The following is a 20763-nucleotide window of genomic DNA, read 5'->3' as shown; positions in this document are numbered from 1 at the left end:
GAAAAATATCCCGCAGCACCGCTGTTTTATCAACGGATGGGAAATAGGGCCGTGCAACTGCAATTTGTATTCTCGGCATTTATTCTCACGGTGTTATTGGCGATTACCGATTTCAGTTTAGTTACCTCAACCAGAATCATCATTGCTCATTGATTTATGCGGAGGTTGAACCATGAACGTTTTTGCCCTTGAAGCTGAAGGCATCAGTAAATTTTTCCCCGGCGTGAAGGCGCTTGATAATGTGTCATTACGCGTGCGCCCCGGAACGGTGCATGCCCTGATGGGCGAAAACGGTGCGGGTAAATCCACGTTAATGAAATGCCTGATCGGGATATACCATCCCGACACCGGTTCTATTCGCATCAAGGGCGAACCGGTGAAGTTCCAGGATACGATGGACGCCCTGCGCTCCGGTATTTCGATGATTCACCAAGAGTTAAACTTGGTCACCCATATGACGGTGGCGGAGAATATCTGGCTGGGGCGTGAGCCCACGCGGTATGGCTTTGTCGATCACCGCAAACTCAATCAGCAGACCAAGGAACTGCTGGATAAGCTGAATATTCGTTTATCGCCGCAGAAGATGGTGGGCGAGCTGAGCATCGCTGCCCAGCAAATGGTGGAAATTGCCAAAGCGATGTCATGGGATGCGGACGTGGTTATTATGGATGAACCCACCTCTGCATTAACGGAAAGCGAGGTTGTTCACCTTTTCAATATTATTCGTGATTTACGCAAGCAGGGAAAAGCCATTATCTATATCAGCCATAAAATGGATGAAATATTTACCATTACCGATGAAATCAGTGTGTTTCGCGATGGCGCCTGGCTCGGCAGTAAGCAGACTTCGGAGTTTACCCGCCAGTCGTTGATCACCCAAATGGTCGGCCGTGAATTAACCCAGCTGTTCCCCAAATTTAATAACACCATTGGCGAAGAGGTGCTGACGGTGCGTAATCTATGCCGCCAAGGGCATTTCCAGAATATCAACTTCAGCGTCCGGCGCGGGGAGATCCTCGGCGTCGCCGGCCTGGTGGGAGCCGGCCGTACTGAGGTGATGGAAAGCCTGTTTGGCATGGAGCGCTTTGACAGCGGCGAGGTGCTGATTGATGGCGTTCCGGTCAATATTGATTCTCCTTCGGTGGCGATTGATAACGGCATGGCGCTGCTGACTGAGGATCGTAAAAAGTCCGGTTTATTCCTGGTGCTGTCGGTATTAGAGAACATGAGTATCGTCAATATGCCGGAATATGTCGGCAAGAGCGGGTTTATCAAACACGTGAAAATGGCCCAGGACTGCATGAACCAAATCCATCGGCTGAATATAAAAACCCCGACCATGGATCAGATCATTAATAACCTGAGCGGCGGTAACCAGCAGAAGGTGTTAATTTCCCGTTGGCTATTGGCGCAGCCGAAAATCCTGATCCTGGATGAACCAACCCGTGGCATTGACGTAGGGGCAAAGGCGGAAATTTATCACCTGATCAGTGAACTGGCGAACCGCGGCGTCGCCATCATTATGGTGTCTTCTGAATTACCCGAGATTTTGGGGATGAGCGACCGTGTGATGGTCATGCATGAAGGGCGTATCACTGGCATTCTTGACCGGGAAGAGGCGGATCAGGAAACCATTTTGTCGTTGGCATCCCGTTGATCGAGGCTGCTGCGGCCGCCGTCATCGGTGGGCGCAGCATATAATACGAGTTCATTGGCCCGTCTGCGCACCGATCCACGCGGCGCCGCGCACACCGCTGCTGTCACCATGCTGTGCCGGTACGATCGGGGTACAAAACCGGTCGGTAAAGGCGTAGGCGCCGACGCTGGGGGCGAGATCCTGATACAGCGCCGGTGCGTTGGAAAGCCCGCCGCCGATGACGATCACCCCGGGATCGATCAGGTTGACGATCGTCGCCAGCATTCTGGCCAGGCGGTCGCGATAGCGTGCGCATTGCTGTACCGCTTCGGCTTCGCCGCTTTCCGCCCGCGCGATAATTTCCTGCGGCGTGGCTTGCCGGCCGGTCGCCAGCTTATAGCGTTCGGCCAGCCCGGTGCCGGAAACAAAAGACTCCACGCAGTTGAACTGCCCGCAATAGCAGCGGACGGGCGGCCCATCGTTGGCCGGATCGTACCCGGGCAGCGGGTTGTGCCCGCATTCCGCCGCGTTGCCGTAGCCGCCGGTAATCAACTGCTGGTTGATCACCAGCCCGCCGCCGCAGCCGGTGCCGAGTGTCACGCCGAATACGCTATTATGGCCCTTGCCGGCACCGTCGGTGGCTTCAGACAGGGCGAAGCAGTTGGCATCGTTGGCGATAGCGACGCGCTGCTTTAGCCGCTGCTGCAAATCCTGCTGCAGCGGCTGGCCGTTGAGCGGCAGAATGTTGGAATTCCTGATCAAACCGCTTTGCGGCGAAATGCTGCCCGGCAAGGCAATGCCGATCGATAACGGAACGTTAAACTTGCCCTGCAGCGTGGTGATTAGCTGGCAAACGTCGTGCAGGAACTGCGCGTAACTCTCTTTGCGCGTGGCGGTGCGCTGTTGCAGCAACAGCGCACCATCCCCATCCAGCACTGCGGCGGCGATTTTGGTGCCGCCGATATCCAGGCCTAAATGCAGCATTTTTTCCTCCTGTAGAGGGCAGGCGGCGGATTGCCTGCCCAGGGTTTCGCGGGCTTAGTATAGGCTGGCTTTGCCGGTGGAGCCGAACAGCGCCATTTTGTGGCGGATCACCGCTTTGGCCGCTTTGATCGGTTCCGGGTAGATGGCATTGGGATCCCACCAGGTTTCACGGCTTAAGATTTCGCGCGCCTTCTGGAAGTAAGCGTACTTCATGTCGCTGGAAATATTGATTTTGCCCACCCCCAGCGTGACCGCTTCGGCAATTTCAGCGTCCGGGTTGGCGGAGCCGCCGTGCAGCACCAGCGGGATCGACAGCCGTTCGGCAATGTCGCGCAGAATGTGCATTTGCAACGCCGGCTTCAGATCTTTCGGGTAGATGCCGTGTGCGGTGCCGATCGCCACCGCCAGCGTATCCACACCGGTGCGTTTGACGAAATCTTCCGCCTGCGCCGGATCGGTATAGATCACCTTGGTGACGCCGCCTTCGATCGTGGTGCCGGTATCGCCGATGGTGCCCAGTTCACCTTCCACGGAAACGCCCACCGCGTGCGCCAGCTCCACCACCTGGCGCGTCAGCGCCACGTTTTCCTCATAGGGCAGCAGCGAGCCGTCGATCATCACCGAGGTGAAGCCGCACTGGATGGCACGCAGTACATGGGCGATCGACGCGCCGTGATCCAGGTGGATCACAAAGGGCACCGGGCTGCGCAGCGTGCGCTCGCGAACGTAGGCAAAGAATTCGTCGGTAACAAATTCCAGTTCGCTGGGGTGGATCGAAATAATCGCTGGGGTATGGGTGGATTCCGCTTCCTCCACCACCGCACGGATAAAGCAGCTGTCCGCCACGTTGAAAGCCCCAATGGCGAAATGGTGCTCGCGGGTGGGTTTTAGCATTTCGTGCATTGAAATCAACATGTTACTCTCCTTCAGTGTCTGATTAAGGGTAAAGCTTTCCCGCACCGGTGCGGGGCACCGATGGTCTTGCGTGAACGTGTGAAACGCGGCTTAGGCTTGTTGGGCGGAGCCGGACCAGCTTAGGTACTCGAACACCACTTCGCGGCAGGCGGATTCCATCACCGCCATCAGATCGGCCAGTTCGCTGGCCGGGTGTTGTTGCAGGGCCTGTTGCAGCGCGCTTTTGCCGGCGGCGAACACCGCGGCGCCGACGTTGATCTTCGCCACGCCGTGCTGGCTGACGCGGCGAATATCTTCGGCGCGGGTGCCGCTGCCGCCGTGCAGCGCCAGCGGCACCGACGAGGCCTCATGCAGCGCGGCCAGGCGCTCAAAGTTAATCTGCGGCGTGACGTTCGGCGGATACAGCCCGTGCGCGGTGCCGACCGAAACCGCCAGCAGATCGATACCGGTCTGGTTGATAAACGGCTGCACGTCCGCCACCTGCGTCATCTTTACGGCGGCATCGGCCAGATCGTAAACCGGCGCATCGGCGATATGGCCCAGTTCACCCTCCACGCACACCTCGGCGGTGGCGGCGATCTGCACCACCTGGCGGGTCTGGCGAATGTTTTCCGCCAGCGGGTGACTGGAGGCATCGATCATCAGGCCGCTGAAACCGGCGCGGAATGCCTGGCCGATCAGATCAAACGCGTTGCCGTGATCCAGGCTGAGCGCCACCGGCACCGTGGCCTGCTGCGCCAGCGCGCTGACCACCGCCACCGCGACCGGGGGCGGAAAGTGCGCGCTGTGCCCCTGATAAACGTTGAGGATCAGCGGCGCCCGTTGTTGTTCGGCGGCGCTGATGGCGGCCCGCGCGGTTTCCAGGTTGAAACAGTTGATCGCCAGCACGGCATACCGCCGTTGATAGGCGTCGGCAATAACGGCTTTCATTGAGGCGTACATAGCCACTCCTGTTATTCAAGGGTGAATTTGATGTCTTCATCGCGCACGCTGCTGTCATCGGTATCGTCGAACTCTTCGTCCGCCTGCGTGACGCGTTTTTTCAGCAACGACAGCATCACGCCGCAGATCGCCGTGCCGATGCCCAACGCCAGGCAGAACATCAGCGGTTTGGTGAACAACGGCACCACGAACATGCCGCCGTGCGGCACCGGCGCTTCCACTCCCCAGACCATGATCAGGCCGCCGGCGATGGCCGAAGCGACCACGCAACTGGCGACGACGCGCAGCAGATCGCGCGCGGCGATCGGGATCACCCCTTCGGTGATCATGCAGATCCCCATCGGGAAGGCGGCCTTGAGCGCTTCTTTCTCCGCTTTGGTGTATTTATGGCGCGTCAGCAGGAAGGAGAGGGTGATGCCGAACGGCGGGATAATCGAGCCGACAAACTTCACCGCTTCCGGGCCGTAGATGCCGTCTACCAGCATGCCGTCGGCGAACAGCGACATGGTTTTGTTCACCGGGCCGCCAAAATCAAAGGTGGCCATGGCGCCGAGGATCGCGCCCATCAGGAACTTCGATCCGCCCTGCATGGATTCCAGCAGGTGGATCAGCGCCTTTTGCAGCCAGACGATCGGCTGGCCGATAAACGTCATCATCAGCAAGCCGGCGATGATGGTGCTGAGCACCGGCAGGATCATCACCGGCATCAGCCCCTGCATCGAGGCCGGCAGTTTGATATAGCGGCGTAGCAGCAGCACGGTGTAGCCCACCAGAAAGCCGCCGAGGATGCCGCCGATAAAGCCGGTTTGGATCTGCCCGCAGATAAAGCCGACGATTAGCCCGGGAGCAAAGCCGGGGCGATCGGCGATCGAGTAGGCGATCGCCGCGCAGATCAGCGGCACGATCAGCCCCATGCCCCAACCGCCGATCTGGTTGAGCATCCAGGCGAAGCTGCCGGTTTTTTCCCCTACGTTGGTGCCGCCAATCACCTGGCCGAGGGCGATACAGATACCGGCGGCGACGATCAGCGGGATCATCCAGGAAATACCGGTGAGCAGGTGCCCCTTTATTTCCTGGCCTAGTTTATGTTTGCTGTCGTTCATAATGTTATTCCCGAAAGTTAGTCTTCAGGCGCGTTCCAGCGAGCCTGCCACTTTTTCCAGAAACTTCACCGGAGACTTAATCACCACGTCGGTTTTTACCCGCACAATCGGTTTGTCTTTGAATCTTTCTTCCCCGTTGATTTTGATGTCGATGGCCAGGATCACCACGTCGGCCGCGGCGATATCCTCGGCGGATAACGCGTTTTCCGTGCCGATGGTGCCCTGTGTTTCCACCTTGATGTCGTGATTCAGCGCCCTGGCGCCCTTGATCAGTTTTTCACGCGCGATGTAGGTATGCGCGATGCCTGCCGTGCAGGCGGCTACACAAACTATTTTCATGTTATGCCTCGTGTTTTCCGGGTTAGCAGAGGTCTGTTTCCGCGTACAAGCTGAACAGTTGAATAATTTTTTCCGGGTCTGGCTCGTCTAGCAGCCGGGCAATGACCTGCTCATCGGCCAACGCACTGGCAACCTGCGACAGCAGGCGGATATGCGTGGTGTTCTGGTCTTCCAGGCGCACGGCGAAAAGAATGATGCAGCGGACGTTGCTGCCGTCCAGCGTCTCCCAGGGAATGTCCTGGCGGGTGCGGCCGATGGCCAGCGTGGTTTGCGTCACCGCAGCGGATTTTCCGTGCGGGATGGCGATATGATTTTCAAAACCGGTGGAGCCTTCGGCTTCGCGCAGCCAAACATCGCGGATAAAGGCGTCTTTGCAGGTAATGGCGCCGTCCTGATACAGCAGTTCGGTCAGTTCCTGAATAACTTCTTCTTTGTTCTTCGCCGTCATGGCTAATTTGACGCGATTGGCATTGAGAATCTTGTTAATGTCCATCCACTTCACCTCAAACAATTAAAGGAACCAGGCTGTATCCCGCAATAGTGCGTGAGTGCCGCTGGCGGTCATTGGGCTGCGCGTCAAGGCGCGAGCCGTACAGTTTGGCGGGCCCAAATAAACGGTGAGCAACGCAGAAGCGCGGCCCCATGGCCCCAGCCCGGAGGGTCGTGCCCCCAAAGCCCGTCCTCTGTGTTATCGGGCTTGAACATAGGCCCACTATGCCCTGCGCCCTCTGCCTTGATGACGGGCTTTGGACGCAACGACGGCACCACGACCTATTACGGGACACAGCCTAGTATTCAGCCGCCGGGAGTAAATTCACCGCCTGATGCAGTTGACTGGCAATCACCTTTTCCGTGACGCGCTTGATGTCGTCGTCATTAAAAAACGCCGAGACATAGACAATGGGCGTTTGCTGCTCTTTCAGGTGGATGGTGGAGATCACTAAATCCACCTGTTCCTGCAGGCAAAACGCCGCCATATTGCTGGCCGAAACCACGCCGACGATGATCCAGTCCGGGAAGGCGCGCAGGATGCGGCTTTTCAGCAAGTGCGAGGTGCCCACGCCGCTGGAACACACCACCAGAATGCGCCGGTGGGCGATTTGCCGCTCCAGCGCCGCCTGGAAATGCACCGTCAGATAGCCCACCTCGTCTTCGGCGATCGGCTGGAGTTGAAAACGTTGGCACAGCTGTTGCGTCACCCGTGCGGTAATGTGATAAATGTCGTGCAGCTCGTTTTTTATATCTTCCAGCAGCGGATTGCGGATGCGAATATGGTATTTCAGGCGGTTAAGCAGCGGCTTAATATGAATCAGCAGGCCGTCATACAATAATGTGTCTGAGCGCAGATCGATATTTATCATATCGGAGAAGATATCAATCAGGCTCAGCGTCATGCGCCGCGATTCACCATTGGATAATTGCTGCCTGGCGGCGGAATGATCGCCATGTTCTTCAATAACGATGCCGGAAGAAACAATATATTGATAAATAAACCATACTTCATCATTGGGCAGGCGGTTATTAATGCGCTGCTCTATTTGTTGAACCATGTTTTCCGCAATGCTGAATATAGGGCGGTCGACCTGGCTTTTCAGCGTTTCTTCGCCCAGCGGCAGGGAATTCCCCAGCGCCATACGGTGCATCATAATTAATATATGGGTGAAGATATTAATATAATAAGGCTCCCCCAGCGGGTAAGAGAGCTGCTGTTCCATTTCCTGTAGTAGCTGCTGAACAAACACCACGTCCGGTTCGCCAAAATAGTGAATGAGCGCATGGTAGCTGCCGGGATCAAGGCGCGAGTGGTTAAGGCTGCCCGGTTCTTTGTGGTTCATCACTTCATTAATCAGCGTTGCCATCGCCTGGCGCACCTGGTTTTCGTTTCCTTCAATATGGGTGCCGCTCTGGCTGCGGATCAGGCTCAACCCCAGCGGCTGGATCCAGCTTTCGATAATCTTTAAATCGTTGACGATCGAGGCATTGCTGATGAAGTAGCGCTCGGCTAACTTGCTGATGGAGGTTTCCATCGGCGTGTCGCTGAGCAACTGCGAGGCGATTTTCACCCGGCGTGCATTGTTGGCCAGCGCGTCTGAATAGCCATCGTCAGCGGCGAGTTGCTGCTCCAGTTGAATCAGGTTTTTCGCATCTTCGGCGATCAGCAAAATCCCCGCGCCCACCTTCTTTTCCGGATAAATATTCCAGGCCGCCAAGAAATCTTCAATAAACTGCATGTCGCGGTGAATGGTCTTTTCTGAGACAGCCAGATACTGTGCAATATTTTTAACCGGTATATGCGTTTGGTGTTGCAGCAAATATTTCAATAATCTATTCTGTCGCGAGGTAAGTGGGTGCATAATATAACCCTTTTATGCTTCGCTATACCCGTCATACTTCAAGCTGCAGGTGTGTTGGCTTTCCTCGCTCACCCCAGTCACTTACTCCTGTAAGCTCCTGGGGACTCGCTGCGTTGCCGCCTTCCTGCAACTCGAATTATTTTGGGTATATACAAGATGTTAATTATTATTCGTTAAATTTCCATTTGCTCTTGCTTACCGCTTTTCCGTAATAATGAATATAGAAGTTGGCGTAAATAACAACAATACTAAAAACTGTCCCGTGGTTGGGACAAGATTAAAAGGTTGGCGGCTGTAGGGGATTAATTTCGGTTGGATCACACTTTTCTGGCCATTAAGTGTGATTGCGATCTCATCTTGGCCGATAATAATATTATCTGCTAACAAAATATATTGTCTGCCGTACAAAAACGGCGTCTTTCATCCCATTTTTTAGCCTGCCTGCCACGTTGTGATCTAGCCCGCATTGCTGATTGAAACCGGTTGCAGACGCGGTGCGCTTTGCGCAATCCTGTTACTGAAACCGGTTTCATTTGTGATTGATACCCATTGGGGATGCAGCGTAACCACTCAGAGGTGACATGATGGCGGCAATCAGGGATTACGTTCAGTTGGCGGCAGATATCCTCCGGGAAGTCGGAGGTGAAAAAAATATTGCTGGTTTTTCCCGATGTGCAACCCGGCTGCGGTTGGTACTGAATGAAACCCCGGCCAGCGCCAAACAGGCGATCCAGAGCCTGCCGGGCGTGATCGCCGTGGTGGAAAGCGGTGGGCAGTTCCAGGTGGTGATCGGTACCCACGTTGCCGATGTGTTCAACGCCATGTCCGGTTTGGTTGGTCCGCAGCGTCAGCAGCAAGCGGCGCCGAAACAGCGCTGGTTGGACGCGGTGATCGGCACTATGTCCGCGGTGTTCGCCCCCATTGTGTATATCCTGGCCGCCGCAGGTATTCTGCAGGGCGTGCTGATTGTGATTACGCTGTTTGCTGAAACCTTTAAAGACACTGGCACCTACGGCGTGCTGAACTTTATGTCCTGGACGCCATTCGCCTTTTTGCCGGTGTTTATTGCTATCACCGCGGCGCGCCATTTCAAGTGCAACCCCTATATTGCCGTGCTGTGCTGCTGCGCCCTGATCAACCCGGAATGGACGGCAATGGCCGGGCGGATTGCTCAGGGTGAGAGTATTCACTTTCTGTTTTTCCCGCTGGCGGAAACCGTTTACACCTCGTCCGTGTTGCCGCCGCTGTTCCTGGTCTGGGCGTTATCCTGGGTGGAGCGGCGGGTGGAAAAGGCTATTCCGGAGGTGGTCAGCGCCCTGTTTACCCCGCTTATCTGTTTCCTGATTATCGTGCCGCTGACGCTGTTGGTGATCGGCCCGATTACTACCTATGCCGCGCTGGGCATCGCCAGCGGCTACAACGCGCTGTTTAACGCCTTTCCGGCTCTGGCGGCGGCGGTGATTGGCGGCGTATGGCAGATCATTGTGATTTTTGGCGTGCACTGGGGCATTACGCCGGTGGTGATGGCCAACTTTGATACCCAGGGCTATGACTCGTTCCAGGCCTACCAGACCATTGCGGTGGTGGCGCAAATGGCGGCGGTGTTCGGCTGCTTTATCAAAACCAAAAACCGGCAGTTGAAAACCACCTCGCTGTCGGCTGGGGTAACGGCGATATTCGGTATTACCGAACCGGCGATTTACGGCGTGACGCTGCGGCTGAAAAAACCCTTTATCTGCGGCTGTATCGGCGGGGCGATCGGCGCCGTCGTCGCCAGCTTCTTTGGCTCGCTGTACTACGCCTATGCCGCCTTGCCCGGCCTATTTACGTTGGTGAATGCCATTAGCCCGGCGGCGCCGATGTCGTTTATCGGCGAGCTTGCCGGCAGCGCGGTAGCGATGGTGGTCAGCATCGGCTTGATCCAAATCGTCGGCTTTGACGATCCGCAAAACGAAAACGAAGCCGGCCCGGCGGTTGGCGCGCCAACGGCGCCCGCTGCGGCACCGCTTAGCCACCCGCGTATTTCACTGTTAAGCCCGGTTAGCGGCAAACTGGTGGCGCTGGAAAGCGTGGCGGATGAAACCTTTTCCCAGAAACTGTTGGGCGACGGCGTGGCGATCAAGCCGACCCAGGGCACGATAACCGCCCCGTGCGATGCCACCGTCATGACGTTGATTGAATCACACCATGCCATTGGCCTGGCGTGCGATAACGGCGCGGAGCTGCTGATCCACGTTGGGCTGAATACGGTGGCGTTGCAGGGCAAATATTTCCGTCCGCTGGTGAAAGCCGGCGATCGCGTGCAGGCGGGCACGCCGCTGCTGGCCTTTGATCTGGCGGCGATCGCGCGTGAAGGCTACGACCTGACCACGCCGGTGCTGGTGGTCAATAGCGATGATTTCACGCTGACCCAGGAACGGCCACAAGGGCCGGTTACCTGCGGGCAGCCATTAATGAATGTTATCTAAGAGCCTTACCATTAGGGCTATTTTACTTGCCATTTTGGCCCTGGGCAGTGCTCGAAATCCTCACGTACTCCGTGTACGTTCCGGTTTACTCGCTGCGCTCGCCCTACGGGCCGGACTGAAGTCCGTTCAACATGCGCGGCATGTTGTCTGCGCGCTGTCCGTGTCCAAACTGGCTGCGACAATAACGCCTACTGGGATAGGCTCTAAGTAAGGGAGAAAAATATGAAAAGCCAATTACCGGATAATTTCTTGTGGGGCGGCGCCGTGGCCGCGCACCAGTTGGAGGGCGGTTGGGATCAGGCGGGCAAAGGGGTGAGCGTGGTGGACGTGCTGACCGCCGGCGCCCACGGCAAGCTGAGAAAGATCACGGATGGCGTGCTCGACGGTGAAGCCTACCCGAACCAGCAGGCGATCGATTTTTACCACCGCTATAAAGAGGACATTAAGCTATTCGCGGAAATGGGGTTCAAATGCTTTCGTACTAGTATCGCCTGGACGCGTATTTTCCCTAACGGCGATGAAAATGCGCCTTGCGAAGCCGGGCTGCAGTTTTATGACGATCTGATTGACGAGCTGCTGAAATACAATATCGAGCCGGTGATCACCCTCAGCCATTTTGAAATGCCGTACCACCTGGCAACCCACTACGACGGCTGGATGAGCCGCAAAACCATCGATTTCTTTGTGAAGTTCTCGCTAACGGTGATTGAGCGCTACAAACACAAAGTGAAATACTGGATGACGTTTAATGAAATCAACAATCAGAAAAACGTCGATGCCGATATTTTTGGCTGGATGTGCTCGGGCGTGAAGTTTACCCAAAAGCCGAAGCCGGAAGAGGCGATGTATCAGGCGGTGCATCATCAGTTCCTCGCCAGCGCGCTGGTGGTGAAAAAGGGCCATGAAATCAATCCCGATCTGCGCATCGGCTGTATGTGTTCGTTCGTGCCTTACTACCCGTACTCCTGTAATCCCGACGATGTGATGCTGGCCGAAGTCGCGATGCGCGATCGGTTCTATTTTTCCGACGTACACATCCGCGGCTACTATCCTTCCTACGCGAAAAAAGAGTGGGCGGCCAAGGGCTACCATATCCAGATGGAACCGGAAGACGAACGGATCCTGCGTGAAGGCAAGGCGGATTACCTCGGCTTTAGCTACTACATGTCGAATGTGGTGAAGGCGGATGTGGCCAACACCAATACGGCGGAAAGTATGGATGGCAGCTCGCCGCATTCGGTGAAAAACCCCTATTTGCAGGCCAGCGATTGGGGCTGGCAGATTGACCCAACCGGCCTGCGCTATGCGCTGGCGACGCTGTATGAACGCTATGAAGTGCCGCTGTTCATCGTGGAAAACGGCCTGGGTGCCGCCGATAAGCCGGATGCCAACGGCTACTGCCAGGATGATTACCGCATTGATTACCTGCGCGCGCACATTGAGCAAATGAAAAAGGCGGTGGCGATCGACGGTGTGGATCTGATGGGCTACACCCCTTGGGGCTGTATCGATCTGGTGTCGTTTACCACCGGTGAAATGGCGAAGCGCTACGGCTTTATCTATGTGGATAAGCACGATGACGGCACCGGCACCTTGAACCGCACGCCGAAAAAATCTTTCTATTGGTATAAAGGCGTGATCGCCTCCAACGGCGAAGCGCTTTAACCGTTGCCGGCGGTATCCCCACCCCAAACCAACAGGGGTGGGGGAGCCGCTTTGCTATGGCCCGGTTCAGTTTTCATTTCTGTACACATTATGTATACTTCCCCGAACGTTTCCATAAAGGTTGGTAATCAGGTGGCTGCTAACAACACTAACCCCCCGGAAAAACTTGGGGAATTGGCCTATCAGGCCTTGCACAGAATGATTCTGGAAAAAACTTTGCGTAGCGGCGGCCCGGTGGTGGAAGGGCGGCTGGTCGAAGAGTTGAATATTTCAAGAACGCCGCTGCGTGAGGCGTTGCTGCGCCTGGAAGGCGAAGGTTTGCTGGTTCGCTCCGGCGCGCGTTCTTATTCCGTGCGTTTCGTCAGCGCGCAGGAATATTTCCAACTGATGAAAGTGCGCGAGCTGCTGGAGCCGGAAGCCATCGCGCTGGCGATGCATAAAATTGATAAAAGCGAGATCGACGCGTTGATTGAAAAGATCAACGGGTTGAGCCAGGGGCAGCAGGAAAACGCCCACTGGCAGGTGGACGATCAGGTGCATACCCTGTTTGCCGACGCCTCCGGCAACCCGGTTTTGGCCCGCATGATCGCCCAGGCGCGCACTCACAGCCGGCTGTTCGAGCTGGTTAGCCCGTTTAACCGCATTGAAGAGGATCGCCAGGAGCATTTGGCTATCCTGCAGGCTTATCTGGCCGGCGATACGCAGGCCGCCCGTGAGGCGGTGCGTACTCACCTGAAGAACCTGAGCAGCTTTGTGTTAAACCGCCTGAGCGGCGGTCTGTAACGCAGGTTTTTATGGCGATGACGGCGCCTGCGGCGCCGTTTTTCTTTGGTAGCGGAGTTGTTCTACATTGTGGCATCTTGCCCGAATGGGATTTCGATAAACCTCAATAACACACACCTGGAAAGCCTCATTTGTTCACGTTCTCGCAACGGATAGGCCCATCTCCCCAACTTTTACCTTGACCATTCTTGCACTACTTCATTGAATTAACGCCCACAACGGTTGGATGCACGATAAACGTGCGGAATTGGGATAGGGGGAAAAATTGTGCTTTAGGCTAGGTTGTACTATCCCCATATTGGGGGTATTGTATCCCCAGGTTAAGGGGGTTTTTGGGGGGTATGGAAGCCTTATTTATTGAATTACCGCCGTTCGAGCGGCATCGTGCCGAGTATCTCACCGATGATGAATTTCGTGATTTTCAGCAGATGCTGCTGAAGAACCCGGCGTGTGGCGATGCGAGGCGTAACAAAGGGAAGCGTGGCGGGATTCGGGTGATCTACCACTGGTATCTGGAAAAGTCCCACTTCCTGCTGTTCACCCTGTATGACAAAGACCAGGAAGACGATTTAACGAAAGCGCAGCGCGATAGCTTGCGTGAAATGCTTGAACTGGCCAAGAAACGAGGGCTGTGATGAAAGAACGTGACATTTTTGGCGAACTGCAAGAAGGCATGGAGGCGTGGGGGCAGTTTAATGAGGGGAAGAAAACGCTGCGCACACACCGTGTCAGCATTAAGCCTGTCTCCATGACGCCAGCAGAGGTGAAAGCGGTACGTGAAAAACTGAAGTTGTCGCAGGCTGTTTTCGCACAGTACCTGCATACCGGAGTAACCACACTACAGAATTGGGAGCAGGGATTGGCCAAACCCAATAAACAGGCCGTCTTGCTCATCAAGATGGTCGAACGAAATCCGCATATGTTGAACGAGCTGGCGGCGCTGTAGCGCCGCCAAGCGTTGTGCTCGTGTGAAGCGACTCTGTGCGATGACTATCAGGGATAAGGCCATCAACGGGTCATCATTGCTATTAAAGACGGATCTTTATTTGCCCGCGCCGCTTGGTTTAGCGGCCGGGAGTTTTATTTCCCCGGTAGGCCGGTGCACAGCAACTACAGCCTGCGCCATGCGGGTTGATGGCCGGCGGCGGCGTGGGCGCCGTTTGCCGGCGCAGCAGCACCGGTTGATAGTTGGCTTTGCGCTGTGCGGGGCGTTGGCACTGGGGGCAGGCCAGCGGCGCATCCCGTTCGACCACCGGGCGCCGGCATTCAAACAGGCCGCAGCATTCGCAGGCATATTCATAGAACGGCATCGTCGTTACCTCACCAGTATTTCCCCAGCTCGCCGCGGGGCACAAAGCGCCCCTGGCCGTTTTTGCCCAGCCACAGGCCGCCGTCGATCAGCAACTGGCCGCGCAGCAGCACTTGTTTCACTTTTCCCTGCACCTGGCGGCCCTCGAACAGCGTGAAATCGCAGTCGCTGTGCTGGGTTTCGGCGCTGATGGTCTGGGTTTCGTTAGGATCGAAGATCACGATATCGGCGTCGCTGCCAACGGCGATGGTGCCTTTGCGCGGGAACAGCCCAAACAGTTTCGCCGGCGCGGTGGACATCAGCTCCACAAAACGGTTCAACGAGATGCGCCCGGTGCGTACCCCGCCGTCATACACCACGGTCATGCGGGTTTCCACCCCCGGGATGCCGTTCGGGATTTTGGAAAAGTCGTCCGCGCCGAACGGTTTTTGGTTGATTCTGCCCTGGTGCCCCTCTTTCATGCAGTAGGGGCAGTGATCGGTGGAGATCAGCTGCAGATCGTCGGTTTTCAGCGCCGTCCACAGCGCGTTCTGCGATTCTTTCGAGCGCAGCGGCGGGCTCATGACAAAGCGGGCGTTGTCGAAGCTGTCTTCGTCGTCGCTGTCGGCGTAGGCCGATTCATCGAAGAACAGATAGTGCGGGCAGGTTTCGGCAAACACCGGGATGCCCAAATCGCGGGCTTCGATCACGTGTTTCAGCGCTTCTTTCGCCGAAAGGTGAACAAAATAGACCGGCGCTTCCGCCAGTTCGGCCAGCTTGATGCCGCGGTGGGTCGCCTCGCCTTCAAGGATCGCCGGGCGCGTCAGGGCGTGGTAGCGCGGTGAGGTGTGCCCCTGCGCCAGCGCTTCTTTGATCAGCAGTTCCACCACGGTGCCGTTTTCCGCATGCAGAGCGACCATGCCGCCGTGCTGGCCGACCATCCGCATCGCCTGGAAGATCGCCGCGTCGTCGGACATCACCGTTCCCGGATAAGCCATGAACATTTTGAAGCTGGAGACGCCTTCGTGGCGGATCGCGTAGCGCATGTCTTCCAGCACCTGATGGTCAACGTGGGTGACGATCACATGAAAGCCGTAGTCGATATTGGCCACGCAGTCGGCCTTCGACTGTGCGCGTTCAATCGCCTGCAGCGGCGTGGTGCCGGGGTTCTGCAACGCAAAATCGATGATGGTGGTGGTGCCGCCCCAGGCGGCCGAACGGGTGCCGGAATCGAAATTATCGGCGGTGGTCGACGGGCCGAAGGTGTTTTCCATATGGGTATGGCAGTCAACACCGCCGGGGAAGATCAGCATGCCGGCGGCGTCAATCACCTTGGTGCCTTCAGCGGCGGGAAGATTAAGGCCGATGCAGGCGATCCGTTCGCCGTCGATCAGGATATCCGCTTCATAGTCGTCCACGGCGGTAACGATGCGGCCACCGCGTATCAGGGTCAAAGACATTATAACCTCCGTTCTGGGGTGCTGGGGCGTTGGTAAGCACCGGCGTGGGCCAGTGCCGCTTCAAGGTGTTGGTACTGTGCGCGATCGAGGGGCGGGATCGGCGCGCGCGTGGTGGCGAAGGGAAAGCGCCCCAGCATGTGCAAACAGGCCTTCAGGCGGGCATTGGCATGGGTGCCGGGCTGGGTGCCGTAAATCGCCTTGGCCAGCGGATAGATGTATTCATGCAGCCGGCGCGCTTCGCCAAGATCCATCGCCTGGACGGCGCGGTAGAGCGCCACCACCAGATCCGGGATCACCGCAGCCAGGCTGACCAAGCTGCCGTCGGTGCCGAGCGCAAAGCAAGTGAACAGGTGCTCGTCGCCCGAAGCCATCACGGCTACGTGCGGGGCGATGTGCTGCATCAGGCGGCGGTTGGCGTCGTAGGCGGCGGTTTCCCAACTGCCTTCCTTCACCGCGACGATGTTCGGCAACTGCACCAGCGCCCGCAGGATGTCCGGCGTATAGGCCATGCCGCCGGTGCCGACGCCGGACTGGTAAAGCATCATCGGCATTTGGGCGTTGGCGTTGGTGATGCGGTGGTGATTGAGCACCGTGGCGGCGTCGGTGGACAGCGTCCAGGAGTACGGCGGGAACAGCAGCAGGGCGTTGGCGCCGGCCTGCTTGGCGTCGTCGGCCTGGGCCTGGGCATCGAAGCTGTCTTCGGCGTTGATCCCGGCAATCAGGATGCTGTGCGCCGGGCACACCTGGCGGGCAATGTCCACTACGCGGCGTTTCTCCGCCCGCGTCAGGGCAAAGTTTTCCCCGGCATGGCCGTTAATCAACAGGCCGCGGATGCCTTCAACCTGTGAGATTTCCTGCATATGCGTCGCCAGGCTCTCTTCGTCGATGTTGCGCCCGGTGGCGTCCATTGGGCACAGCGTCGCCGCATAGACGCCATGAAAAGGATGTGCTGTTAACATGTCTTGGCCTCTGTCTTGGTATGTTGACCATTTGCCCCGGATGGATATAGCCGGGCCGGATCGAAGAGTGGCATTTCAGGCTGCTGGCCGAGTATTTGCTGCGCCAGCAGCTTGCCCATATAAGGGCCGCTGGTGTAACCGGAATGAACACAGCCGATGACCCAGGCGTTGGGGTGATCCGGCAGTTCGCCGATCATCGGCATCGCATCGGCGGTTTCCGATTCCAGCCCCAGCCAGATACGGGCGACGCGGGCATCGCCCAGCGCCGGAATCACATGCTGGCCCAGCCGCAGATTGCCGATCAGGTTGTCCGGGATGGTCTCCACCCCGCCGCGCTCGCGGTCGCCGCGGCCCTGCCAGCCACCGCCGATCACCACAGTGCCGTTGGCGAACTGCTTCATCGACAGCAGGCCGTTGGCGATGCTCAGTACAGAACGCATCGCCGGCGGGATTCTTTCGGTGACGATCAACTGGTTAATCAGCGTTTTCACCGGGATGGTCACGCCCAGCATCGCCAGCATCGGTTCCAGCCACACGCCGCCGGCCAATACCAGGCGCGCGGCATTAATACTGTGTTGGCTGTCCTGCGAGCGGATCTGATAGCCGCTGCCGTGCCGGGCGATATGGCTGACCGGTGTGTGTTCCGCGATCGTGACGCCCGCAGCGCGCAGCGCGGCATGGAACGCCCGCCCGGTGAGGTAGGAACTGGCGAAGCCGTCGATCTCGCAGTAGGCGGCTTCCAGCACCGCCGGATTCAGGCCGGGTTCAATGGCCCGCGCGGCCTGCGGCGTGAGCAGCTTGATATCGGCGCCATATTCGCGGCGGGCGGCGGCGCGGGCCGCCAGCATTTCCCGTTCGTTCTCCGTGAACGCCAGCGACAGGCCGGGGGCGGCGGTTGCCAGCACGCCGTTACCCAACCAGGCGCCGGGGTTCATCCACATCTCCCAGGCCTTGATGGCGTAGGGCACCAGGGCGGCGCGCGTCATATGCAGCGTGAGCGTCCCGGCGTTGACGCCCGAGGCGCTGCGGCACAGCGCGTGGCGCTCGAGCAGGGTTACGCGCATGCCGGCTTTGGCGAGAAACAGGGCGGTGCTGCACCCCATGACGCCACCGCCGACGACGCACACGTCGACGTTTTGGCTGTTATTGACTGAAATATTCACAGTGGGGCCGCCTTGGGAATCGGGATGTCGTCATAGTCGAAGTCGCCGGTCAGGGCTTTGATCGTCAGTGGGCGCAGCGGCGTGCGCGCGGAGAACACCCCGACTTTTTCACGCGGCGCCTGCTGCTGGCGTGCCAGCAGTTCGGCCGCCACATCGCCGCAGGTGCGGCCCTGGCACGGCCCCATGCCGCAGCGCGTCCAGGCTTTCAACTGGTTGACATCCCGGGCGCCCGCGTTGCAAGCCGCTTCGATATCGGCGCGGGTGACGTCTTCGCAGCGGCAGACCACGGTTGCCGGTTCAATGCTGTCCACGTGGCCTTCACGCAGCGCCATCAGCCCCGCCATGGTGCGGCCGAAGCGGGCGGCGCGCGCGTATTGCTTGCCGGCCGCCCGCGCGGATGCCGCCAGCCCGGCCGAAGGCGCGCCGGGTTTTAATTGCTGGATGCAGGCCAGTGCCGCCAGCGTGCCGTGAATTCCCGCGGCGGCGGCGCCGGCAATGCCGGCGGCATCGCCGACCACAAACAGACGTTCGCGCGAGGTTTGCCCGTTGGCGTCGGTAACGGCAATCCAGCCGCCGGCCCGGCGGGAATAGCGGTGTTGCGCGTGCAGCAGGCGCGTAATATCGGTCGACGGGGTGAGCCCGTGGCCCACGGCCACGCAGTCCGCCAGGATGCGTTTTCTCTCACCGGCAATCGGTCGGCCGGCCGCATCGCAGGGGGCCAGTTCCGCACACAGTTGCTCCCCGGCGCTGCTGACGCGCACCAGCGTGTGGCGTGAAAAGATCGGCACGCCGGCTTTTTTGATCGCCCAGGCATAGCCGGCGCCCTGGCGCAGGATGTCCGGCCGCGCCAGCATCGCCGGCGCGGTGCGCAGCCAGTCGCCGATGCCGGCGATATCCACGATGCCTGTCACCTCGCCGCCAGCTTTTAATGTGCCGCCGGCCACCGCCGCCAGCAGCGGGCCGCAGCCAGCCACCAGCGTGGTTTTACCCGGCAGGGTTTTCTGCGATTTCAACAGGATAGTGGCAGAAGCCAGCCCGATGACGCCCGGCAGCGTCCAGCCTTCAAACGGCACGACCCGCTCGGTGGTGCCGGCGGCGACAATCAAAATACGCGCCCGATAGCTGGCCGGCCCCTGCGGGCCGAGGGCATCGATGCGGTAGTCTTCGGTGATTGCCCAAATTTGGTGCCCCATAAACACCCGCACCGGGCTTTTTGCCAGTTGATGGCGCAGACTTTCCCCTGCCAGAAAATCGGCGTTGCGTTCATTATCGGCGGCGACCACCGGGGCACGGTAAACCTGGCCGCCCGCCGCACCGTTTTCATCAAACAAGCCCACGCGCAGCCCGGCGTCGGCGGCCGTCAGGGCGGCATTGATACCGGCCGGGCCCGCGCCGATTACGATGATGTCAAAGTCATTCATGGCGGTTCACATCCGGTACCTGAGAGAGGGTTAGCCCCGCTTTGGCCTCGGTCTTGCAAGCCAGTACTCGGCTACCGTTAACCATGACCAGGCATTCCTGGCACGACCCCATCATGCAGAACATGCCGCGTGGCTGCCGTTGCTGCGGGCTGAAGCGCAATGTTCTGACACCCTGCGAAAACAGGGCGGCGGCGATACTCTGGCCCTGCAGGGCGGAGTAGGGCTTCCCTTCGAAAGAGAAGCCGACGACTTTGGGTGTGGAATTTGGCATGGGCACGTCCTCTAAACGGTGTGAAAACTGACCAATGATGCTTGACAAGTTTTTCAGCATAGTATCATATACGAATCGTATACGTAAAGTATGCGAAAGGGCGGCGATATTTGTCTCGCCTTATCGCGGTCTTGCCACACTTCACACTTTGACTGGGGATTACACACATGAAGCGATCCGGAACATTCAGCCGGTTAATGGCCGTTAGCTGCATTGCCTGCGCCCTGTTTGGCGCCACGCAGGCCAATGCGCGCTCGCTGGAGCAGATACTTGATTCAAAGAAAATCATCATTGGCGTGAATCCCAACTTGCCGCCGCTGGGGGTTTATGACGAAAAGAACGAAATTTCCGGGTTTGACGCCAGCGTGGCGCACAAGATTGCCGATTCGCTGGGGGTGAAGCTGGAGCTGGTGGCTATCGGTTCAAACGATCGCATTCCGTTTATTTTGTCGGACAAGATTGACGCGGTGATGGGCGGCATGACACGCAATGCCGATCGCATGAAAGTGGTGGACTTCACCGATCCGGTGAATACCGAAGTGCTCGGCATCCTGACCACCGAGAGCAAGCCTTATAAAGACTGGCATCAACTGAACGATCCGGCGGTGCGCTTGGTTCAGGTGCGCGGCACCACGCCGATCAAGTTTATTCAGGAAAACATTCCGAAGGCTCAACTGCTGATTCTGGATAACTATCCGGATGCGGTGCGCGCCATTGCACAGGGACGCGCCGATGCGCTGATCGACGTGCTCGATTTCATGTTCGGCTACACCAAGAACTACCCGACCAAATGGCGCGTGGTGGACGATCCGTTAGAGGTGGATTATGACTGCATCGGCGTGCGCAAGGGCAACACGGCGCTGACGCAAAAGCTCAACCAAATCATTGCGGAACAGCATAAGTCCGGCTTTATCGCCGACAGCTGGACCAAATGGTTTGGCCACCCGATGTTGCACGATCCAACGCAATCGCCAACGCAACAATAACCCTGCTCTGCAATGAGCCATGACGC

Annotated in this window: 20 protein-coding genes; 7 read left to right on the top strand and 13 right to left on the bottom strand. The window is 58.0% G+C overall.

Going from position 1 to position 20763, the window contains the following annotated elements:
• Positions 1–172 precede the first annotated feature (172 nt).
• The gene (locus ABFX35_RS13415; RefSeq protein ID WP_121525380.1) at positions 173–1657 is read left to right on the top strand and encodes a sugar ABC transporter ATP-binding protein; all 1485 of its coding nucleotides are present in this window, start codon (positions 173–175) and stop codon (positions 1655–1657) included.
• Positions 1658–1708: 51 nt separating this feature from the next.
• On the opposite strand, the gene ABFX35_RS13410 is transcribed toward ABFX35_RS13415, so the two are convergent.
• The 7 genes from ABFX35_RS13410 to ABFX35_RS13380 form a co-directional block, all read right to left on the bottom strand.
• Positions 1709–2620, bottom strand: coding sequence for an ROK family protein (locus ABFX35_RS13410; RefSeq protein WP_121525379.1), 912 nt, complete (start codon positions 2618–2620; stop codon positions 1709–1711).
• Between the two features lie 54 nt (positions 2621–2674).
• Entirely contained in the window at positions 2675–3535 is an 861-nt protein-coding gene (locus ABFX35_RS13405) for a ketose-bisphosphate aldolase (protein ID WP_346081607.1), read from the bottom strand.
• A gap of 90 nt (positions 3536–3625) precedes the next feature.
• Complete coding sequence (locus ABFX35_RS13400) at positions 3626–4477, bottom strand: class II fructose-bisphosphate aldolase (protein ID WP_346081606.1); 852 nt, start codon at positions 4475–4477, stop codon at positions 3626–3628.
• Between the two features lie 11 nt (positions 4478–4488).
• A complete protein-coding gene (locus ABFX35_RS13395) occupies positions 4489–5580 on the bottom strand; it encodes a PTS fructose transporter subunit IIC (RefSeq protein WP_346081604.1) in 1092 nt (363 codons plus the stop codon).
• 24 nt (positions 5581–5604) lie between these two features.
• Positions 5605–5919, bottom strand: a complete 315-nt coding sequence (locus ABFX35_RS13390; RefSeq protein ID WP_346081602.1) for a PTS fructose transporter subunit IIB — start codon at positions 5917–5919, stop codon at positions 5605–5607.
• 22 nt (positions 5920–5941) lie between these two features.
• Positions 5942–6412, bottom strand: a complete 471-nt coding sequence (locus tag ABFX35_RS13385) for a PTS sugar transporter subunit IIA (RefSeq protein WP_095847044.1) — start codon at positions 6410–6412, stop codon at positions 5942–5944.
• A 295-nt stretch (positions 6413–6707) separates the two neighbouring features.
• Complete coding sequence (locus ABFX35_RS13380; protein ID WP_346081599.1) at positions 6708–8273, bottom strand: BglG family transcription antiterminator; 1566 nt, start codon at positions 8271–8273, stop codon at positions 6708–6710.
• 584 nt (positions 8274–8857) lie between these two features.
• Here ABFX35_RS13380 and ABFX35_RS13375 point away from each other — a divergent pair.
• The 5 genes from ABFX35_RS13375 (at position 8858) to ABFX35_RS13355 (ending at position 14135) form a co-directional block, all read left to right on the top strand.
• Positions 8858–10741, top strand: coding sequence for a beta-glucoside-specific PTS transporter subunit IIABC (locus ABFX35_RS13375; protein ID WP_428832194.1), 1884 nt, complete (start codon positions 8858–8860; stop codon positions 10739–10741).
• A gap of 222 nt (positions 10742–10963) precedes the next feature.
• On the top strand, positions 10964–12406 hold the full coding sequence (locus tag ABFX35_RS13370) for a 6-phospho-beta-glucosidase (protein WP_279025708.1): 1443 nt from the start codon (positions 10964–10966) through the stop codon (positions 12404–12406).
• Positions 12407–12538: 132 nt separating this feature from the next.
• On the top strand, positions 12539–13189 hold the full coding sequence (locus tag ABFX35_RS13365) for a GntR family transcriptional regulator (RefSeq protein WP_346081595.1): 651 nt from the start codon (positions 12539–12541) through the stop codon (positions 13187–13189).
• Positions 13190–13530: 341 nt separating this feature from the next.
• Complete coding sequence (locus ABFX35_RS13360; RefSeq protein WP_346081593.1) at positions 13531–13824, top strand: toxin; 294 nt, start codon at positions 13531–13533, stop codon at positions 13822–13824.
• Positions 13824–14135 carry a helix-turn-helix domain-containing protein gene (locus ABFX35_RS13355; protein ID WP_346081591.1) on the top strand — a complete coding sequence of 104 codons (312 nt, stop codon included), beginning with the start codon at positions 13824–13826 and terminating at the stop codon, positions 14133–14135. Before ABFX35_RS13360 ends, ABFX35_RS13355 begins: the two co-directional genes overlap by 1 nt.
• A gap of 118 nt (positions 14136–14253) precedes the next feature.
• On the opposite strand, the gene ABFX35_RS13350 is transcribed toward ABFX35_RS13355, so the two are convergent.
• The 6 genes from ABFX35_RS13350 to ABFX35_RS13325 are packed head-to-tail and all read right to left on the bottom strand — an operon-like array spanning position 14254 to position 19751.
• Positions 14254–14499, bottom strand: a complete 246-nt coding sequence (locus tag ABFX35_RS13350) for an FmdB family zinc ribbon protein (protein ID WP_346081589.1) — start codon at positions 14497–14499, stop codon at positions 14254–14256.
• A gap of 10 nt (positions 14500–14509) precedes the next feature.
• Positions 14510–15937, bottom strand: coding sequence for a dihydropyrimidinase (gene hydA / locus ABFX35_RS13345; protein ID WP_279025702.1), 1428 nt, complete (start codon positions 15935–15937; stop codon positions 14510–14512).
• Positions 15937–16896 (bottom strand): dihydrodipicolinate synthase family protein, encoded by a 960-nt coding sequence (locus ABFX35_RS13340; protein ID WP_279025700.1) that lies wholly within the window; start codon positions 16894–16896, stop codon positions 15937–15939. The genes hydA and ABFX35_RS13340 overlap by 1 nt, the downstream gene beginning before the upstream one ends.
• On the bottom strand, positions 16890–18059 hold the full coding sequence (locus ABFX35_RS13335) for an NAD(P)/FAD-dependent oxidoreductase (protein WP_346081587.1): 1170 nt from the start codon (positions 18057–18059) through the stop codon (positions 16890–16892). The genes ABFX35_RS13340 and ABFX35_RS13335 overlap by 7 nt, the downstream gene beginning before the upstream one ends.
• Complete coding sequence (locus ABFX35_RS13330; protein WP_346081585.1) at positions 18056–19480, bottom strand: FAD-dependent oxidoreductase; 1425 nt, start codon at positions 19478–19480, stop codon at positions 18056–18058. Before ABFX35_RS13330 ends, ABFX35_RS13335 begins: the two co-directional genes overlap by 4 nt.
• A complete protein-coding gene (locus ABFX35_RS13325; RefSeq protein ID WP_121554220.1) occupies positions 19473–19751 on the bottom strand; it encodes a (2Fe-2S)-binding protein in 279 nt (92 codons plus the stop codon). Before ABFX35_RS13325 ends, ABFX35_RS13330 begins: the two co-directional genes overlap by 8 nt.
• 167 nt (positions 19752–19918) lie before the next feature.
• Here ABFX35_RS13325 and ABFX35_RS13320 point away from each other — a divergent pair, with 167 nt between their 5' ends.
• Positions 19919–20737 (top strand): transporter substrate-binding domain-containing protein, encoded by an 819-nt coding sequence (locus tag ABFX35_RS13320; protein WP_095847054.1) that lies wholly within the window; start codon positions 19919–19921, stop codon positions 20735–20737.
• The last annotated feature ends 26 nt before the right edge of the window (positions 20738–20763 follow it).

It is taken from the genome of Gibbsiella dentisursi (assembly GCF_039539505.1).
Lineage (GTDB): Bacteria > Pseudomonadota > Gammaproteobacteria > Enterobacterales > Enterobacteriaceae > Gibbsiella > Gibbsiella quercinecans.
This window is presented reverse-complemented; position numbering and strand designations above follow the sequence as displayed.